Origin of the sequence: Lacticaseibacillus mingshuiensis (assembly GCF_016861785.1) — a bacterium.
Classification (GTDB): domain Bacteria; phylum Bacillota; class Bacilli; order Lactobacillales; family Lactobacillaceae; genus Lacticaseibacillus; species Lacticaseibacillus mingshuiensis.
Genome location: NZ_BOLS01000001.1, coordinates 310,653 through 330,174 on the forward strand (window position 1 = coordinate 310,653; position 19,522 = coordinate 330,174).

Sequence of the window (19,522 nt, forward strand, 5' to 3'; positions counted from 1 at the left end):
GCCAAAACGTCATCACTAATCGGCTGTTGGTCGCACTCAGACGCGATCAAAAAGATGGCTGTTCATCGTAAGTCGGGCAATCAGCGTATGTCCGGCGCACAGACATAACGTCACAAAAAGACCCCACGCAATGAGACTTCTTTGCGTAGGGTCTAAATTGTCGTTCATCAAACCATTTCTGTGCATGCCGGACAACTGTGCGTTACTGTGCGAGCACCTTGCTAAGGAAGTCCTTGGTCCGTTCCTCTTTCGGTGCGGAGAAGATCTGCTCCGGGGTCCCTTTTTCGGCGATCACGCCTTGGTCCATGAACCAGACCTGATCGGCGACTTCGTGGGCAAAGCCCATTTCGTGGGTGACCACGATCATCGTCATGCCGGACTTCGCGAGGTCTTGCATGACCTTCAGCACTTCGCCGACCATTTCTGGATCCAAGGCGGAGGTCGGCTCGTCGAACAGCATCACATCCGGGGACATGGCCAGCGCGCGGGCGATGGCGACACGTTGCATTTGCCCACCGGACAAGCTGGCTGGATAAGCCTCGGCTTTGTCTTCGAGGCCGACCTGCTTGAGTAGCGCAAGCGCCTGCGCAGTGGCCTCGGCGTCGGTCGCATTTTTCACCTTCATCGGCGCGAGCTTGATGTTCTCAAGTACGGTCATGTTGGGAAAAAGGTTGAACTGCTGGAACACCATGCCCATTTTTTCTCGAACCTGGTCGAGCTCTTTTTCAGACAGGCCGGTGATGTCGGTGCCTTCAAAAGCGATCTTGCCGCTTGTCGGCTTGTTCAAGAGGTTGAGGCTGCGCAAGAAGGTGGACTTGCCGCCGCCGGACGCCCCGATCACAACAATGACATCGCCCTGGTTGATGGTTTCGGAAATATCATTCAAAACGGTGTTGTCACCGAATTTTTTGACCAAGTGGTCGATTTCAATGAGTGGCTTCGTCATGCTTCATCCTCTTTTCAAAGTAACCTAAGATCTTCGACAGGCCGAATGTCAGGACAAAGTAGATGACCATGGCGACGATGATCGGCTGCACGCCTTTGTAAGTCGCGGTCTGCACCACTTTGAGCTGATAGATCAGGTCCGTGACCCCGATGATGGAAGCAATGGAGCTTTCCTTGATCAGGGAAATAAATTCATTGCCAAGCGCTGGCCAGATGTTCTTGAGGGCCTGCGGGAAAACGACACTCTGCATCGTTTGCTTTTGGGAAAGGCCCAATGAACGTGCGGCTTCGGTCTGGCCAACTGGAATGCTTTCGATCCCGGACCGGATGATCTCGGCCACATACGCACCGGAGTTCAGCGCAACGGCGATGATACCAGCAAGCAGCGCCGGAATATCAAGGAAGATGCCGAGGCCGAAGTAGACGAACATCACTTGAATCATCAGAGGCGTGCCACGAACGAATTCGATGTAGGCCACAGCCAAGGCGTGAAGCAGCTTGTTTTTGCCAAGCCGCATCAGCGCCAGCAAAGTCCCCAAGATCACGCCGATGACAACGGAGATCGCGGTGATCAAGAGCGTGTAGCCGATCCCTTTGGCAAAATACTTCCAGTAATGGATCATCGAGGTGTCGGTGGTATTCGTGGTCATTTTGTCGGCAGCTTCGGTCATGTACTGCTTGATCAGCCCCTGCTTCTTGATCTTGTCGATCGACTTGTTCGCCGCAGCGACCAGCGTTGTGGCCCCTTTGGCAAAGCCGATCGCCTGACCGTTTTCAGAAGGATCCAGGGTGAACTTGCCGTTGATCAGCGCGAGGTCTGGATCATGCTGGACATACGTCAGCGCAACAGGCTCTTCGGCAACGATGCCTTCGACCTTATGCGACTTGAGCGCCAGCACCAGGTCCGTGTACTTCGCCAGGCCAAGCTGCGGCGAGGAGCTCATTTGCTCCTTGGCGAGGTCCGCCTGCAAGGAACCGGTCTGAACACCGATCTTTTTGCCGACGAAGCTGTCCTTGTCCTTGTAGAGCTTGGCATCCGCCTTATTGACGATAATGCTTTGCTCCGCGGTGTAGTAGAGCTCGGAAAAATCAACACTCTGCTTCCGCTCTCTGGTCGGGGTCATCGCGGAAATGACCATGTCGACCTTGCCTGTCTGCAGGCCGACCAGCAGTGAGTCGAAGTCCATGGACTTGATCTGGAGCTTGACGCCCATGTCTTTGGCGATCTGCTTGGCGATCGAGATATCGATCCCAACCGTTGTATTTTTGCCGCCATCATTCACCAAAAATTCATAAGGTGGATAATCCGGGCTCGTGCCCATGACAAGCACGCCCTTGTCTTTCACTTTTTGCAGGCTGTCGTCAGCCGCTTGTACGTGATTGATGCCGCTAAAGCCCAGGAAACTGAGCAATACGAGCAGTGCGGTCAACCACCGCATCCATTTTTTCTTCATTCTAATGCCCCCATCCGCCATGCACCGGCGAAGTTCTATGAGGCATACTATACACACGGAAAAATAAATATGCAACGGTTATTCGCAAAGTTTTGACATTTTATGCACAAAAAATTCGTCAGCGGCGACTTATCGCTGGTATCACGGCATTCGTAAAATTCGAAAAATATTCAAATATTCACGTTGATGCGTTTTTTGCCTCACATCGGCAGGCGTGCTATACTAACGCCAACAAGCCTAACGAAAAGGAGCACCGCCATGGGACTGACACGTGAAAATAAAACTGATTGGGGCAACTTGTTCGATAAGTTCGCCACCATGCCGGATGTTGCGACTGGCGCCGATCCAAAAAAGCAAGCCGAGCTGGCCGCCAAAGCCAAGGCGTTGAAGGCTGTGGCCGATGCGGATAACGCGGCGCAACAACCGACGCCGACCGACCCTGCAGACCAGTCAACCGACGAAAACAAAAACTAAGCCACGCGATTCTGATCGCCGCAAGCACAAAACCTGTTGTCTCCCTTTCGAGATGGCAGGTTTTTTTGACCAAAAAAAGCGCCGATCCAGTGGGCAAGAAGCTCACCGAAACGGCGCGATCGATCACGATTTTAGAATGCGGCTAGATACGACTTAGAAGTGCAACAGGTTCGAGGTCATGGAGCTAAGCTGTGACATGAACAGCTGCTTGAAGATCGCAAAGAGGATCCACAGCGCAACGCTCAAGATGACCGTGCCGATCAGATACGCATAGACGCGATCCAGCTTCGTGTTGTTCTCGGATTTGAAGATCGTCACCGTGAAGGCCATGAAGCCCAGCGCAAGCGAGATCACAAGCAGCGTCATCGCAAAGCCGACCATGTTCGTGGAGGTCCTGGCGATCAAGGCAACCAAGAAGGACAGCACAGCGCCAAACACGGCAAGGTTAGAGAAATGTGCGAACTGGGTCAGCGAATCCAGATAGCCAAGGCGCCGGTCGCCCAACACGGCGTAGCTTGTCAGATAAGCGACGCTGGCGATCACGAACAAGATCGCAAGGAACATGATCCAGCCTTGAAAGAAGACGGCAAACGACAGCGAAGATGTGCTGTTCGTGCCGGCGATCTGGTCAAACGCGCTGGTGGTCGCGCCCAAGTAGCTGTGCTCAACGACCAACACCGCGAGCGCCATGAACAACGATTCCACGATCAGCGTGGTGAACCCAAAGTATTTATGGAACTGATCTTTCAGCGTGTACGGGTGCTTCAGGGAGCTGACCAGAAATGCCCAGTAGCCCTTGGTGAACGCCTTGGCTTTTTCAGCGGTTGGATTCGGCTGAGCCGGCGCCTGCTGGTATTGCGGCTGACTTGGACCTTGGACAGGCTGCTCTGGCGCAGCGGTTTGACCCGCATCCGCCTGGCTTGACTCTGCTTGCGCCTGATCTGCGCTTGCGCCAGCTTGCGTCTCCTCGGCTGCGGCCCCGGTTGTCGTCTCGTCACCCGTGGCCTGCGCCGCCGTTTCAGATGCGGCTGGCTGCGTTTCGGCCGGTGTGGCATTCTGCAGGCGATCGGCCTCAGTCAATTGATAACCGCAGTACGTACAGAACTTTGAATCGGCGGGAATCAACTTCCCGCAATTAGGACATGTGAGCATATGCGTCTCCTCCTTGAGAGCGAATAAGGAATAATAATGGCTGGGCAAGCGCCCGTCTCTCAGAACTATGGGTCAATTCTACCAGAAAACAGTTTTCAGCGAGCGGTTTTCACACGAAAAGACACACCAACATCAATCTTCCTTCTTATCTTCCAGCTTCTTGACCAGGTCATAGGTCACCAGCTTGAAATCGCCATTATCCGTCTTGTCGATCTCCCCCTTGTACTGGAACGCCTGGATGTGCGTTTGGTCATCCGTATAGAAGGTGTATGTGACGTTGAAGATCGCCTGCGCCTTATTTTCCGCCAGCGGGTAGATGTGCTTGAAGTCCGTTTCAATACTGGTGCTGTCCAGCCCATCTGTTGTCGCGTAACCGGAGACCATGGCGACGAGGCTCTTGGCGTACTTATTGCTGGCGCCATCCGTGAACGAGCCGTACAGCTCTTCCAGCTCGCTATCGGCGTCGTCCGGATAATTAGCCAGCGAGTCGCAGTCGTATTCCCAGATCGTCGAGATCAGATCGGCCGCATTGTCATGGCTGATCACGCCCGGGTACGCGACCTGAATCTCGTACCCGTCATTATCGGCGAGGTTGATGGCGCGCGATTCAACCGTGTTGCCATCCGCCGTATAAATTTCCGTCAGCTTCGTGCTGCTGGTGACCGGAAAATTGGTCAAGCGCAGGTAGCCATCGTCGCCGATCGTGCCAATTGGCTTGCCATCGACATGCACCTCGGCGCCCGGATACCCATCGACCGTGACATTGACCGTCTGAATGCTGAGGTCCACCTCCGAATTCAGATTGTTGAAGAGATCCGCTGTGGCACTGGCGCTGGCTTTTTGGCCGGAGACCGTCGCCGTTGACTCGAAGTGGTACTCGCCTGGCACCAGCGGCCCGACTTTTTTCCCGTCCTCTGCCTTACCCGTGAAGCCCACGCCTTTGACGCCCTCAACCGTGACCGTTTGCCCCTTTTGGTTGGTCTCGACAGTCGGGTACGCGGCTTTGATCTTGAACTTGTAGGCTGGGAAAATAAGTAGCTGCTTGCCGCTTTGCGTGAAGCTAAAATTCGAACTGCTTGCCGTCTGCGAGTTCGCCGATTTGATCTGTTGCAACAGCTCCTTGTGCGCCTTCAGATAAGCCATCAGCGGCTTGACGGAGGACTTGGTGAGCTTGAGCGCCGGATCATCGGACGTCAGATAAGACGCGGTCGTTGCGGCATCGCCCTTGCTCATCGCGGCCATGGCCCGGTCCAGTTGCTTGTCGCGTGCGTAATAGCTCTTGCCCCACAGCCCAAAACCGACGCCAGCGATGATCACCACCGCCGCCGCACCCAACAGCACTTTGGTCCCCGTTTTCATCGGCCGCTCCGGCGCGGCGGCCCCGGCCGTCACCTGGCCAACGCGTGCGGGCTGGCCGCTGCGTGTCTGGCCATTGGCGCTAGTCGCCGCGCGGGCCGCGTGCTGAGCCTGCGTGGACTGCGTGGTGCCCGCGTCTGTGCTGTCCGACTTGGAACGCCCAGTTTGAGCTGTGCTTGTCTCGGACGAAGCCGGACCCTCTTTTGGCGAAGCCACTCCCGGTTCGGACGAAGCCGCGCGCCTGTTTGGCGAAGCTGTCCCTGTTTCGGGCGAAGCCGCGCCTGTTTTTGGCGAAGCCGGCATCGTTGCGGCTAAAGCGCGCAAGTCGGCGCCGCAATTTGAGCAAAATTCGGCATCGGCCGGGATCTTGGTCCCACAATTCGGGCAAAATCGTGTTGCATTATCCATCATCTTTCCTCCAACAATCTATGTATCGGCGCAAATCACTTGCTAGACGTGGTGCCACCCACACCCCACACGCTCCGACTGCCTATCCAATCATTAAGAAATTGATAAGGCGCATCTCGTTCATTATGCGGCAGGCCTCTGGGCGCGTCAATATAACGGCCGTCATACAACTTGCGTATCTGCAAACTAGCGAAAAAAAGTCGCCTACCGAAGGATGAGGCACTTCAGTAGACGACTGTTGATCAGCGTTTTTGTTGTGGGTAGCGCGCTTTGAGGGTTGCCAAGTTAGCCTTGGCCACATCGTCAAACGGGATGTCGGCCCACAGCGCGATCTGGGACAGGTACCAAAGCACATCCCCCATGCGATCCATCAAGGCGTCGCGGTCGAGGTCTTGCCCCTGGAACGTGTACTTTTGCACCAGGTCGATCAGCTGGCCGGAGTCGCTGGCAAGCCCGAGCGATAAATTGGTCAGCACATGCTCATTGCCGGCCAGTGTCTTATTGGCCTGCTGCTGATAGTCATTGAGATCCATTACTTTTCCCCTCCGATCTCGGCTGTGGCCTCGAGCCACTGCCACACCGCATCTTTTCCCTCGCCAGTCGTGGCGGAAAATAGCACCAGGTGATCTGTCTGATTGAGGTCGAGCCCCTTTTTCACCATCTTGATCACCGCGTTTTGTTTCGCGCGCGAGGTCTTATCGATCTTCGTCGCGACCACGAGCACCGGCAGATGAAAATACTTGAGATACTGATACATCGACACATCATCCGCCGAGGGTTCGTGGCGCGCGTCGACCAATTGGACCACCCCGCGCAGCTGCTTGCGCGAGGTCAGGTAGGCTTCGATCATCGCGGCGAATTTTGCCCGGTCGGATTTGGACACTTTTGCGTAACCATACCCTGGCACATCGACAAAATAGAGTTCTTCTTCGACATTATAAAAATTCAGCGTCTGCGTTTTGCCCGGCACACTGGAGGTCCGGGCCAAACTTTTGCGGTCGATGAGGCGGTTGAGCAGCGACGACTTGCCGACATTGCTGCGCCCGACGAACGCCACTTCGGGATAACCGGTGGCGGGATACTGACTTTCCGCGACGGCAGAGATCGTCAGCGAGACTTGATTAACTTTCACGGGACTCCTCCTTCTGGCTGACGCTCGGCGCCAGTCGGTACTCAATCAGTTTAGCATAGAAACTCGCCGGCGCGGAAAAACATGGGCACACGTCGTCGTTCTCGCTGAAAAATCGTTGGTGGGTCCCCACTTTGGGTGGAAAATAATTTTTCGATTCAAAAAACCCCACATCAGTCGTTCGATGTGGGGTCCATTTACGAGATCAGGAGGCTTTGCGTTCGCCTTTGCGGATGAGCTCCGGCTCGCCGGTGCCATCCACCGCCGCCTTGGTGACGATGGCTTTGGTGACATCCGGTTCGCTTGGCAAGTTGAACATCATGTCCTGCATTACGGCTTCGATGATCGAGCGCAGGCCACGCGCGCCGGTGTCACGCTCGATTGCCTGGTGGGCAATGGCGTGCAGCGCTTCTGGTGTGAATTCCAACTCGGTGTCATCCAGCGCCAGTAATTTTTGATATTGCTTGACCAAGGCGTTCTTCGGTTCGGTCAAAATACGGACCAAGTCATCCTCAGTCAGTTTTTCGAGGGCAGCCAAGATCGGGATACGACCGATGAATTCTGGAATGATCCCGAATTTCATCAAGTCTTCCGGAATGATCTGCTGCATCAGGCTACCCTTGTCCTCGGCATGAGCGTTGGTGTTGGCGCCAAAGCCGATCGTCTTTTCACCGATACGGTTCTTGACGATGCCTTCGATGCCATCAAACGCGCCGCCGACGATGAACAAGATGTTGGTGGTATCGATCTGGATGAATTCCTGCTGGGGATGCTTGCGGCCTCCCTGCGGCGGAACATTGGCGATCGTGCCTTCCAAGATCTTGAGGAGCGCCTGCTGAACGCCTTCGCCGGAAACATCACGCGTGATTGAGACATTTTCCGACTTCTTAGCGATCTTGTCGATCTCGTCGATGTAGACGATGCCTTTTTCGGCACGCTCAACATCGTAGTCCGCATTTTGGAGGAGCTTAAGCAAAATGTTTTCCACGTCTTCGCCGACATAACCGGCTTCGGTCAAGGTCGTTGCATCGGCGATCGCAAATGGCACGTTCAGGATCCGTGCGAGGCTCTGCGCCAGGAACGTTTTCCCTGAACCGGTCGGGCCGATGAGCGCGATGTTGCTCTTTTGTAACTCGGTGTCACCTTCGTCTGCCACTTCCATCTGGTTCACGCGCTTGTAATGATTGTACACGGCAACGGCCAGCGCTTTTTTCGCGGCGTCCTGGCCGATCACATAGTCGTTCAAGACCTTCAAGATCTCAGCCGGCTTTGGCACTTCGAGCAGGTTCTGCGCCGCATCTTCTTTGAATTCTTCATCAATGATCTGCTTACACAGATCGATGCATTCATTGCAAATATATACGCCAGGGCCAGCAACGATCTTCTTCACCTGATCTTGCGACTTGCCGCAAAACGAGCAGGTCACAGGCCCGGTGGTTTCAACGTTGTCAAACATAGTCATTTCAACCCTTTCTTGATGCTTCAATCATACCAAACCTGTCAAGGTCTGCATAGCTGACCGAACTATGGTACCACACAAATTTTCGGATGCAATATTGGGTTTGAGTTGGGAAAAATAGGAAGCGAAAGCGCCCGGGTGGGCTTCGGCCGAAAATTGGCTGGAACGCTCCCAGGCAACTTTAAGCCCGCCAAGTTCGCGGTCTTAAAGCTTGCCTTCGGTGTAGGCGGCACAGCCGCCAACACCGACGAGGGGGCTTGCTCTGGGCGTTAGGCATTTATGCCTTACGCCCAGACATGCGAAGCGAGCCATTTTCGGCCGAAGCCCACCCTACATCCAGCACTCAAGGCCTATTTTGACACCGAGATTTGTAGCAACCATCTATGTCAGCTTTCCCGGATTGATTAGTATGGTGACAATGCTTGAAATTGCCGTATTCCTACAGTCTGATAGTTCTTACCGAAACGCCTCCCACCCAGAAAAACACGCTGCGATCACCGTTTCCTCGCAGCGCGTTTCTTCTATATAAATAAAAAGGACTTCCAGAATTGCCAGCCCGTCCTACCCAATTTTGCTCTCATCTATCGTCCATGCCGGCCCCGCTGTCTTCTTTAATTGCCAGCGTTTGAAGGTTTCGACGATCACTGCTGGCACCCAGACAAGGACGGCGACGATCAGCCATTGGGTGGCGGTCAGGGCGACTAGGCCGAAGATGTTGGCCAGGGCTGGCGTCAGGCCGATCGTCACGAGGACTGCGATCAAGATCATGATCGTCCTGGTCAGCCAAAGGTTGGCGGTGAGGCTCGCCCGAGTGAGCGGCTGGCGTTCTTTGATCGGGTAAACGTCCAGCATCGATCCGATGGCCAGGAGGAAAAATAGCATCGTCATGCCCACCGCCGGCACGTTGGTACTCAATGTGAAGCGGCCCAGGGCATAGGTGCCGAGAATCAGGGTCATGTAGGTGCCCGCCCGGACCGCGACGCGTTGGCCAAGGCCGTATGCCCAGATGCTGGCGTCTTTTGCCAGCGGCGGAAAGGCCATGATGCCGCGCTCACCGGGTTCGCGGCTGAGAAACAGGCCCGGGATGCCGTCTGCGATGATGTTGACGATCAGGAGCTGTTCCGGCGACATGATGGCACCCCAGCCGAGCAGCACCGCCGCAACCATTGTCAGGATCTGCGCGAAGTTGACGGAGACTAGGAATTCGACCGCCTTCAAAATGTTTTGATAAACGACGCGGCCTTGGCGCACGGCGCTGATGATCGTGGCAAAATTATCATCCGTCAAGATCATGTCGGCCGCCTGTTTTGCGACCTCGGTGCCGGTGATGCCCATCGCGACGCCGACATCCGCCTGGCGCAGCGCCGGCGCGTCGTTGACCCCGTCCCCTGTCATCGCGACCACCTCGCCGCGGTTTTGCCAGGTCTTCACGATGCGCAATTTATCCGCAGGGGTCGTGCGGGCAAAAACGCGGATGTCATCGATCACCTCGGCGAAGGCGTCATCGTCTAATTGCGCAAGCTCCCCGCCTGTCATCACTTTATCACCTGGGTGTAAGATCCCGATCTGTGTCGCGATCGCCGTGGCCGTGGCCGGATGGTCGCCAGTGATCATCACAGGCCGAATGCCGGCGCGTTGTGCTTCCTTGATCGCCGCTGGGACTTCGGGCCGCGCCGGGTCCATGATGCCAAACAACCCGAGAAAGTCGAGGTCATCCAGCGCCGTCGCCCAATCCGCGCCCGGTTTTTCCAAAAAGCGATGGACGCCGGCCGCGAGTACCCGCAGGCCTTCTTGCGCAAAATCGTCGTTCATCTCTTGAAGGGCGTGGGGCGTGACATCCCGAAATTGCAGACGATCCACGGCGCCTTTGATGATGGCAAAATACCGGCCATCCGCATCCCGGTGGAGCGTCGCCATGGTCTTCTTGTGGGAGTCAAACGGATCTTCCGCCAGCCGCGGTGCGTCTTGCGCGACTGCATCGCGAGTCAGCGCGTGATCGGCGGCCAGCCGCACCAGGGCCTGTTCGGTGGAATCACCGACTGCGGCTTGATCCTCGGTGGCCAGAGTCGCATTAGTCGCAAGCAGCACCTGCCGCACATTTTGCAAAGCAGCCGGTCGAAGCGGCGTGTCCTGAGCCACCGGTTGGGGCGCCTCGTGACCATCCCAATAACGGACCACGGTCATCTGATTTTGCGTCAGCGTGCCTGTCTTGTCCGAGGCGATGACGGTGACATTGCCAATCGTCTCGACGGCGGTCACGCGCCGGATGATCGCGTGGCGCTTGGCCATCTGCTGGACGCCATAGGTGAGCGCCAGCGTGACGATCACTGGCAGAGTCTCCGGAACCGCCGCGATTGCGAGGCTGACGCCGACCATTAAGCTATCGACCAGCGTTTCGTTGTGCAAGAGCGTCGACAGCAAAATCGTGACCACCCCGCCGGCCACCGCGAACAGCGACAGCCGCTTCGCCAGCACATTGAGGCGCTGGTCAAGCAGGGTCTGGCCGCGCTGGGTCTGATTGATCATGCCCGCAATTTTTCCCAGGGCCGTGTGCATGCCGGTCGCGATGACCAGCGCCTGCATCCGGCCTTGTGTGATCGCCGTGCCGGAAAAAACGATGTTGCCGGCTTCTTCCAGCCGCTCGACCGGTTGACTGGTGGCCGATTTCACGACAGCCTCGCTTTCGCCGGTCAAAATGGATTCGTTGACCACCAACTCGCCGGCCCCGATCAATCGGGCATCTGCCGGGACGATATCGCCGGGCACCAACTGAATGAGGTCGCCGGGCACCAAGTCGGTGGTCGAAATGGTCTGCGTTTGACCTTCACGAATAACAGTAACTGTGTGATCGCTCATCGCTTGGAGGCTCGCGATTGCTTTTTCCGCGCGGCCCTCCTGGAAAAGCGAGATGCCGACGTTCAGCACAATGATCGCAGCGAGGATGAAGACCTTGGTCCAGTCACTGTCAGTCGTCAGGCCTAAATAAGTCGAGACCGCGACAGCAAAGATCAATATTAAACTTGTTATATCTTGAAGATGCCCGAGGATGCGCCGCCAAAGCGGGATCTTCGGGGCGGCAGCCAGCGCGTTGTCGCCGTATTGCGCGCGGGCCGCCTGAAGCTGGGCGGTGGTGAGCCCTGTGGTTTGGTTCGTGGTGAGCTTGTCCGCCAAGGCGGCTGCGCTCATCTGTGTCAAATCGGATGGGCGGTTTGGCATCGAATCATTCCTCTCAAAATTCAATTGTGTCATGTCTATAATTAATGATAACAAATACTTTTTAATGTGTCACCAATGCGGATCAGGCCGAAATGCTTGTGAAAACAAGTCAGAACGGGAATTCTAGCCGAATGCGTGGAAAATACTTGAACCGGTTAAATTGATCAATAAGTGCCCTGCCGCGCGTAGTTGGCCTCAACGCGGCGGGTCTGAGGCATCTAGCCGACCTGGTCAGTCGGTGGCAAGAGGCGCCACCAAGCGCCCAGGCCACACTAGCTGCTCAGACCTGAACGCCGCACTTCACACCCTATAAAAAAACCGCCTCTGTCCGAAAACAGAGACGGTTCCTCGCGCATCAAGAATTACTTCTCTTCTGCGTCTTCTTTTTTGTCATCAGCCTTTGGTTCAACTTCTTTGACACTGTCGGTGATGATCTTGATGGCATCCTTGACGCCGATATCATGCTTGAGCATGTCTTCGGTCAGCGCCTTGCGAACGGCATCTTCGCTCATGTTGTACTCGCCGGCGAGGTCCTTGATCTCGGCGTTGACTTGCTCGTCCGTTGCTTCGATCTTTTCGCTTGCCACGATGGCTTCCAGAACAAGGGAAGTCTTAACGCGGCTTGCTGCGTCAGCAGTGAACTGCTTCTTCAGATCGTCTTCGGTGGTGCCAGTCAGCTGGTAGTACATCTGTGGGTTGATGCCCTGACGCTGCATGTTGCCCATGTACTGGTCGAGTTGGTTGTGAACTTCCGTGTCGATCATGGCTTGCGGGATCTCTTCGATCGTCGCGTTATCAACGGCTTCGCTGATAGCCTGTTCCTGGATCGCGTCCTCGGCGGCGTCATCCTTCTTTTGCTGAAGTTCGGACTTGACCTTGATCTTCAATTCTTCCAAAGTGTCAACGTCTTCGTCGAGATCCTTGGCAAAATCATCATCAAGTGCAGGCAGCTGCTTTTCCTTGACTTCATGGATGGTCACTTGGAATTCGGCATCTTTGCCTTTGAGCTCTTCTGCCTGATAGTTTTCAGGGAAGGTCACTTTGACAAGGACATCTTCACCGGCTTTGTGGCCAACGAGTTGGTCTTCAAAACCAGGAATGAAGGAGTTCGAGCCCAGTTCAAGCGAGTAGTTCTTCGCAGAGCCGCCATCGAATTCTTTGCCGTCAGACGTGCCGACATAATCGATCGTCACGGTGTCGCCATTTTCAGCTGGGGTGTCATCTTTGACAACCAGTTCCGCCTGGGCTTCGCGGCGCTTGTCGAGTTCGCTTGCGACCTCGTCGTCGGAAACTTCGCGGTCTGGCTTATCAACAGTCAGACCCTTGTAGTCGCCAAGTGTGACATCCGGCTTAACGGTGACCGTCGCCTTGATGACCCACGGCTTGTCTTCATCCATCGATTCAACATCAACAGACGGCTGGTCAACAGGGTCGATTCCTGTTTCAGTGACCGCTGCGTCGTATGCGTCTGGCAAAACGATGTTCAGTGCGTCTTCATACAAGGCGGATTCGCCATACATCCGGTCGAAAATCGTGCGGGAAACGTGGCCCTTTCGGAAGCCAGGGACGTTCAGCGTCTTCTTTACCCGGGTGAACGCCTTGTCCAGCCCTTCCTTGATCTTATCCTGTGCGATTTCAAAGGTCAGCGCACCAGTTGTTGCGCCTTGTTTTTCCCATTTTGCAGCCATGCTGTACCTCCGCCATTATTCTAATTATTCGTATTGCATACCTTGCTATGATACCCGACCAGATGCGGTTTGTAAACGAAAATAGGGTGCGAAGGCTCGCGGGATGGCGGAGCAGCGGTTTTAGTACCAAGGAAAAACACAACCCGCAAACCTGTTTCTTCTATTATAAAGGCGCACAGTTCGGTCGACAGCCGTCTACGCCTGCCCCCGCCCCGAATGTGTCGCATCCGCCATCGCCCCGGCATACTCAGCCAATCCAGCCAGGTCATCCGGTGCATCGGCGATCAATTTAACGATCGCACTGCCGACGATCACGCCATCCGCCTGCCCTGCGATCGCAGAAGCCTGCTCGGGCGTGTGGATGCCAAAGCCCACGCAAAGCGGTGCATCAGTGACGTTGCGAAGATCAGCGATCAGGTCGTCGAGATTTTGCGCGAACCCATCCCGCGTACCCGTGACGCCAAGCGCCGAGACGATGTAGACAAAGCCATCCGCATGCGCGGTCAATTTGGCCAAGCGGTGCCCAGACGTTGGGCTGACGAGTGGAATGATCGCCACCCCGTTTTGTGAGGCGGCCGGCAATAATTCGCCCGCCTCTTCCGCGGGCAGATCCGGGATCACTAAGCCGGCCACCTTCAATTTTGCGCACCGCGCGCAGAACCGCTCGTACCCATATTTAAATGGGATGTTCGCGTAGGTCAAAAATACCAACGGGACCTGGGTCTGCTGGCGAATGGCGGCGACGATGTCAAAGACCCGCTCAACGGTGACGCCACCCGCAAACGCGCGCAGGCCAGCCGCCTGAATCACGGGACCATCGGCGATCGGGTCGGAAAAAGGCACGCCGAGCTCAACGATATCCGCCCCGGCGTTGGCCAATGCGACGACATACGCGACCGTTTTTTCCGCAGACGGGTCGCCGGCTGTCACGAACGGGATAAAGGCTGGGCCGTGTTCAAATGCTTTGCGTAATGGGTTCATTATAATGCCACCCCCTTTAAGCTCGCGATCTGCGCGACGTCTTTATCGCCGCGGCCGGACAGCGTGCAAATGATGATCTGATCCTTGCGCATGGTCGGCGCCAGCTTTTGCACATAGGCGACAGCGTGACAGCTTTCGATTGCCGCGATGATGCCTTCCATTTTCGCAATGTACTCAAACGCCGCGACGGCCTCGTCATCGGTGATGCCCACATAATCTGCGCGTCCGCTGGCTTGCAGCGCCGCATGCTCCGGGCCGACGCCGGGATAATCCAGCCCCGCCGAGATCGAGTAGACCTTATCGATCTGACCATCGCCATTTTGCAGGAAGATCGACTTCATCCCGTGAAAAATGCCGGCGCTGCCTTTTTCAAGCGTGGCCGCTGTTTTGCCAGAGTCCACACCTTGGCCAGCCGCCTCGACGCCGATCAGCCGCACACTGGGATCGCCGATGAACGCCGCAAAACTTCCAATTGCGTTGGAGCCACCGCCCACGCAGGCGACAACCGCATCCGGCAGACGGCCTTCAACGGTTTGAAGCTGTTGCTTGGCTTCGGTGGAGATCACGCTTTGAAACGCGTGGACCATCGCCGGATATGGCGCCGGGCCCATCGCCGAGCCGATCACATAATAGGTATCCTCCGGCCGTGCCGCCCAATCCTGCAGCGCCGCGTTGACCGCGTCCTTCAACAGACCCTGGCCGCTTGTGACCGCCGTGACCTTCGCGCCCAGGAGCTCCATGCGATACACATTGAGTTTTTGCCGTTCGGTGTCTTCCTTGCCCATGAACACCTCGCAGTCCATGCCGAACAGCGCCGCCACCGTCGCCGTCGCCACGCCATGTTGGCCTGCGCCCGTCTCCGCGATCAGCCGAGTCTTGCCCAGCCGCCGCGCCAGCAGCACCTGCCCGAGCACATTGTTGATCTTATGCGCCCCGGTGTGATTGAGGTCCTCGCGCTTGAGATAGATCTTCGCGCCGCCAAGGTCCTCGGTCATTCGTTTCGCAAAATAGAGCAGTGACGGCCGATTGGCATACTCATTCAAAAGACGGTGGAACTCGGCTTGAAAATCCGGATCCGCCTGGGCTTCGTTGAAGCACGCTGTCAATTTTTCCAGCTCGGTCATCAGCGTTTCCGGCACATACTGCCCGCCAAAATCGCCGAAGCGGGTGTCACTTGTTTCTGGGATATTTTTCGATTCTGTCATTTATAAAAACTTCTTTCTTTGAAAACACCGATCTTGATTCGGTCACACCGCTCTTGCTTCGGTCACGCCGATCAGTTCAGCGTCACTCCGCATTCCGGGCCGCCGCGATAAACGCCGCGACCTTCGCTGGGTCCTTCGCGCCGCCGGTTTCCAGCCGGCTCGACGCATCCACGATCGCCGGATGCACCAGCGCGATCGCCTGTGCCACATTGGCCGCATCCAGCCCGCCCGCCAACATCAACGGTTGGGAAAAGGCCGGCAGCGCCCGCCAATCAAGCGTCTGCCCGCTGCCATCGCCGGCATCCACCAATGCCACATCCGCCGGCGTCTCGGGGCTTGCCTCTGAAACTCGCGCGATCGTGGTCAGCCCCAGGGCGCGGGCGCGTTGCACCTGGGCAAGCGTCGCCGGCCGGTGAAACTGCACCGTGTCGATGGTTCCGGCCGAAGCGAGGCTCGCGAGCTGGTCAAAATCAGGCGCGACCACCACCGCGACTCGCCGAATGCCCGGCGCGACCTGCTTGGCCAACGCAAGCACCTCGGCAGTCGTCCGCTGATGCCGGCCCGCCGCCAGGACAAATCCGACCAAGTCTGGCCGCAGCGCATTCACCAACGCGACATCCGCAGCGGTCATCAAACCGCACACTTTGACCTGCGTCATAGCGCCGCCTCACTCGCCGCCCGGTACCGCTGCACCGTGGCGCGCCGGTTCGTCGCCCGCATGAACGTTTCGCCGATCAGCGCCCCGTTCAACCCGCCCCGCCGTAGCACCGTCAGCTGACCGGGTTCCGTGAGGCCACTTTCAGCGATCACTTTGATTGTTGGCGGCACCATGGCCCGCAACCGGATACTATTTTCAAAATCGACGGAAAAATCGCGGAGGTCGCGGTTATTGACGCCGATCAGTTGCGGATCAAGCACCAGCGCCCGCCTGATCTCGTCCGGGTTGTGGCATTCTACCAACGGCAACAGCCCCAGCTTCAAAGCGGTCGTATATAGCTCGCGCAACTGGCCGTCAGCCAAAATGCCAACGATCAAAAGCGCCAGGCTCGCTCCGGCCGCCCGCGCCTCGAGCAACATGCGGTCATCCAGGATAAAATCCTTCCGCAAAAGTGGCACCTGCGTCTGGGCCGCCACTTCAGTCAGCGTCGCCAGACTGCCGTGAAAAAACGTCGGCTCCGTCAACACAGACATCGCATCCACGCCGCCAGCCTCATAATCGGCCGCGATCTGGGCCACGGGAAACTCGGTGGCGATCACCCCTTTTGACGGCGAGGCCTGCTTCAACTCGGCGATCAAGCCAAAATGCGCCGCAAGCGCCTCAAGAAAGCGGGCGCCGCCAGTCGGGACTGGCGTGGCCAAAGCCGCCGCTCGCACCTGGGCCAGCGGCTTGGTCGCTTCGGCGTTGGCCAGCCGCGTTTTCGTGGCCGCGACCAAGTCGTCCAGGATCATGCACTCACCTTCTTGCCATTGGCGGCGAGCACCGTGTCCAATAGCCGCGACGCCGCGACGTTCGCCAAGATCTCCGTTGCCTTTGCGATGCCGGCCTTGATCGACGGCGCCCCGCCTGCGAGGTAAATCGCGACCCCGGCATTCATCCGCACGGCATCGCGTTTGGCGCCTTGGTCTTGCCCGCTGAGAATGCGCCGCGTGATCACCGCATTTTCAGCTGGGGTCCCACCGACCAGCGCCGCCTGATCCGCAATGGCGATGCCGTAATCTTGCGGGTCGAGCGTCATGTCAGTCAGCTGGCCGTGATCGATGAAAATGGCATCCGTCTTGCCGGCCACTGTGATCTCATCCAAGCCATCCTCGCCGCGAATCACCATGCCCTTGACCACGCCCAGCTGCACCAGCGCTTCCGCCATCGGTTGGAGGAGATCCTTGCGATACACGCCCAGGAGCTCGTAAGTCGGTTTCGCCGGATTGCTCAGCGGCCCGATCAGATTGAAGATCGTCGGGAAGCCGAGCACCTTGCGCGTCGGCCCGACAAAGCGCATCGCCTGATGATATTTCTGGGCAAAAAGGAAGCAGAGATTGTATTTGGCCAAAAGCGCCTCACTCGTTGCAACCGAGGCGTTGATATCAAACCCCAGCGCCTCCAGCACATCGGCGGCCCCAGACCGCGAGCTCGCCGCCCGGTTGCCGTGCTTGGCGATCTTCACCCCTGCCGCCGCAATGACAAACAGGCTGGTCGTGGAAATATTGAACGTGTTCGCATGGTCGCCGCCCGTGCCGACCACCTTGAGCACTGGTTCCTGCGGGTCAAACGCCAACGCCTTTTGCCGCATCGAATCCGCCGCGCCGGCGATCTCCGTGGCCGTCGCTCCCTTGGCCGCCATGGCGGTCAAATAGCTGGCGATCAGCGCATCCGGCGTCTCTCCGCTCATCAATTCATCGTGTGTGGCCTTCGTTTCAGCAAACGTCAGATCTTTCTGGTCCAATAGTGTTTGAATCGTTTCGTTGATCATCATTGCGTCCTCCTTGGACAGTCCTTGAGAAAAGTGACAGTCGACAATTTGGGCGTTGCCATCGTTTAAAAAATAAGTTGTGCATCACGACACCGGCTTTCGGAAGAATACAAAAAATCCGCCCATAAACAGTTTCATAGAACTGCTTAAGGACGGAATTATCTCCGCGGTGCCACCTTAATTAGCGACTCAAAAAAACGAGTCACCCACTTAGCACAGGGCCAACACCCTGCCGACAACTGACGTATGCCTCACGTTTCCCCTGACTCGCCTTGCTTTTGGGGGAACCCTCAGTGGTCCATTTGACTGCCTGCGTTCGGTCGCACTCTCATCTCCGGCGACTCTCTTTGCGTGCACAACAGTTTTGATCTCCACTTCCACGGTTTATGGACGAACTATTTTGTTACCGCATAGACTAGACGGAATAATTGCGGCCGTCAAGCCCTCACGGAAAATAATTTCACATTTTATTGGCGGACGGCGTGTCCCTGCCCGCTATTACAGTATTACCAAATGACAATATAACAAGACCCCGGCCATCAAAAGTGGACCGACACCCTACTTGGTCAGCGCCGCGGCCAGCGCATGCGCCTGCGCCTCCGTCGGCAACTGATCTTTCACGGCCGCATATTCCGGCAACTGCGCAAGTCCGGAGAGCCGCCGCGGATCCACCAGCAGCTGCCCCACCGCACTGCGCCACATGAGCAGCGGCACTGTTCGCTGGATCACCGCCCCCATATGCGTTAATGTTTGCTGAGTCACGGCCTGGCCGGCAAATTGATCCCGCACCGCATCCGTGGCGGCCTGCACCAACGTCTTTTCACTGGCCCGACCGCGCTTGTCGAAAACCGTGAGTGGCTGATCGGGCACGGTCAGTTTCGCGACCTCGCCGCAGATGAACTGGTCGATGTCCACGTCGACGGTCGGCTCGGGCGCCGCCTGCGGTTTGGGCGTGAAGCTGTTCACTGCGCGGGCGCGGTTGACTTCCAGCAGAATCAGCAGCGCGATCACGATCACGGCGCCGATGCCCATGATCACGAGGCTTGCCGCGGCGATCACCATGGTTGAAAAAATCGATATCATTGTTTGGCCTCATTTCTAATACAGCCATTATGACACCGGTCGCGGCCGGGTCGCAATGGCAAATGAGCGGATGGCGGCGCAGTGACTTTGAGGAAAAGTCGTTGGATGAGACCAGGCCTCGCCGCCGTAAAAGTTATTTTAAATAAATATATCAGCCACTGACAAGACATCTGCGCTAATGCCGGAATATCAACGGTTTATCGCATTTCAATTGTTCCCTAATAAAGTTGACAAAACCGTTTTCACGGTGCTATAGTAATCGCACAGTGGAAGGGTGTTCGGTGTGGCCACACGAACTGATCTCCCGGAGACAGGCGGACCCAGCGGGGAGGGATTCCTCGAGCAAACCTAGAGTAGCTGCTATGAAGGGCATCCGAGTCAGTGGTGTCATAAATTAGGTGAGTGGGCGTTTCACAGATTCATCGTTCTACCCGTTCTACCAGTACCACCGTGTTACCAGTACCACCGTTGTCCGGCAGCAAGCATCGAACTTTGATCACGCTG

16 protein-coding genes are annotated in these 19,522 nt (G+C 56.7%); 1 reads left to right on the forward strand and 15 read right to left on the reverse strand.

Going from position 1 to position 19,522, the window contains the following annotated elements; all coding sequences use genetic code 11:
• Positions 1 to 202: 202 nt before the first annotated feature.
• Entirely contained in the window at positions 203 to 946 is a 744-nt protein-coding gene (locus tag JUE67_RS01355) for an amino acid ABC transporter ATP-binding protein (RefSeq protein ID WP_125697079.1), read from the reverse strand.
• The gene (locus tag JUE67_RS01360; protein ID WP_203625994.1) at positions 927 to 2,399 is read right to left on the reverse strand and encodes an ABC transporter substrate-binding protein/permease; all 1,473 of its coding nucleotides are present in this window, start codon (positions 2,397 to 2,399) and stop codon (positions 927 to 929) included. Before JUE67_RS01360 ends, JUE67_RS01355 begins: the two co-directional genes overlap by 20 nt.
• Before the next feature lie 258 nt (positions 2,400 to 2,657).
• Here JUE67_RS01360 and JUE67_RS01365 point away from each other — a divergent pair, with 258 nt between their 5' ends.
• The gene (locus JUE67_RS01365) at positions 2,658 to 2,873 is read left to right on the forward strand and encodes an SPJ_0845 family protein (RefSeq protein ID WP_203626059.1); all 216 of its coding nucleotides are present in this window, start codon (positions 2,658 to 2,660) and stop codon (positions 2,871 to 2,873) included.
• A gap of 153 nt (positions 2,874 to 3,026) precedes the next feature.
• Here the strand turns inward: JUE67_RS01365 and JUE67_RS01370 are convergent, their stop codons facing one another.
• The 13 genes from JUE67_RS01370 to JUE67_RS01430 form a co-directional block, all read right to left on the reverse strand.
• The gene (locus JUE67_RS01370) at positions 3,027 to 4,025 is read right to left on the reverse strand and encodes a DUF6574 domain-containing protein (RefSeq protein ID WP_203625996.1); all 999 of its coding nucleotides are present in this window, start codon (positions 4,023 to 4,025) and stop codon (positions 3,027 to 3,029) included.
• Positions 4,026 to 4,157: 132 nt separating this feature from the next.
• Positions 4,158 to 5,789: a zinc ribbon domain-containing protein gene (locus JUE67_RS01375; RefSeq protein WP_203625998.1), complete on the reverse strand. Its 1,632-nt coding sequence runs from the start codon at positions 5,787 to 5,789 to the stop codon at positions 4,158 to 4,160.
• Between the two features lie 242 nt (positions 5,790 to 6,031).
• A complete protein-coding gene (locus JUE67_RS01380) occupies positions 6,032 to 6,322 on the reverse strand; it encodes a nucleoside triphosphate pyrophosphohydrolase family protein (protein ID WP_125697083.1) in 291 nt (96 codons plus the stop codon).
• Positions 6,322 to 6,921 carry a ribosome biogenesis GTP-binding protein YihA/YsxC gene (yihA, locus tag JUE67_RS01385; RefSeq protein ID WP_203626000.1) on the reverse strand — a complete coding sequence of 200 codons (600 nt, stop codon included), beginning with the start codon at positions 6,919 to 6,921 and terminating at the stop codon, positions 6,322 to 6,324. Before yihA ends, JUE67_RS01380 begins: the two co-directional genes overlap by 1 nt.
• A gap of 202 nt (positions 6,922 to 7,123) precedes the next feature.
• Entirely contained in the window at positions 7,124 to 8,374 is a 1,251-nt protein-coding gene (gene clpX, locus JUE67_RS01390) for an ATP-dependent Clp protease ATP-binding subunit ClpX (protein ID WP_125697099.1), read from the reverse strand.
• Positions 8,375 to 8,938: 564 nt separating this feature from the next.
• Positions 8,939 to 11,593 carry a cation-translocating P-type ATPase gene (locus JUE67_RS01395; protein ID WP_203626002.1) on the reverse strand — a complete coding sequence of 885 codons (2,655 nt, stop codon included), beginning with the start codon at positions 11,591 to 11,593 and terminating at the stop codon, positions 8,939 to 8,941.
• Between the two features lie 362 nt (positions 11,594 to 11,955).
• Positions 11,956 to 13,281, reverse strand: a complete 1,326-nt coding sequence (gene tig / locus JUE67_RS01400; RefSeq protein ID WP_203626004.1) for a trigger factor — start codon at positions 13,279 to 13,281, stop codon at positions 11,956 to 11,958.
• Between the two features lie 195 nt (positions 13,282 to 13,476).
• On the reverse strand, positions 13,477 to 14,262 hold the full coding sequence (trpA, locus tag JUE67_RS01405; RefSeq protein ID WP_203626006.1) for a tryptophan synthase subunit alpha: 786 nt from the start codon (positions 14,260 to 14,262) through the stop codon (positions 13,477 to 13,479).
• Positions 14,262 to 15,467 (reverse strand): tryptophan synthase subunit beta, encoded by a 1,206-nt coding sequence (gene trpB, locus JUE67_RS01410; protein ID WP_203626008.1) that lies wholly within the window; start codon positions 15,465 to 15,467, stop codon positions 14,262 to 14,264. Before trpB ends, trpA begins: the two co-directional genes overlap by 1 nt.
• Before the next feature lie 82 nt (positions 15,468 to 15,549).
• Positions 15,550 to 16,125, reverse strand: a complete 576-nt coding sequence (locus JUE67_RS01415) for a phosphoribosylanthranilate isomerase (protein ID WP_203626010.1) — start codon at positions 16,123 to 16,125, stop codon at positions 15,550 to 15,552.
• Positions 16,122 to 16,916: an indole-3-glycerol phosphate synthase TrpC gene (gene trpC / locus JUE67_RS01420; RefSeq protein ID WP_203626012.1), complete on the reverse strand. Its 795-nt coding sequence runs from the start codon at positions 16,914 to 16,916 to the stop codon at positions 16,122 to 16,124. Before trpC ends, JUE67_RS01415 begins: the two co-directional genes overlap by 4 nt.
• Positions 16,913 to 17,935, reverse strand: a complete 1,023-nt coding sequence (gene trpD, locus JUE67_RS01425) for an anthranilate phosphoribosyltransferase (RefSeq protein ID WP_203626055.1) — start codon at positions 17,933 to 17,935, stop codon at positions 16,913 to 16,915. The genes trpC and trpD overlap by 4 nt, the downstream gene beginning before the upstream one ends.
• 558 nt (positions 17,936 to 18,493) lie before the next feature.
• Positions 18,494 to 19,018: a hypothetical protein gene (locus JUE67_RS01430; RefSeq protein WP_203626014.1), complete on the reverse strand. Its 525-nt coding sequence runs from the start codon at positions 19,016 to 19,018 to the stop codon at positions 18,494 to 18,496.
• Positions 19,019 to 19,522 lie beyond the last annotated feature (504 nt).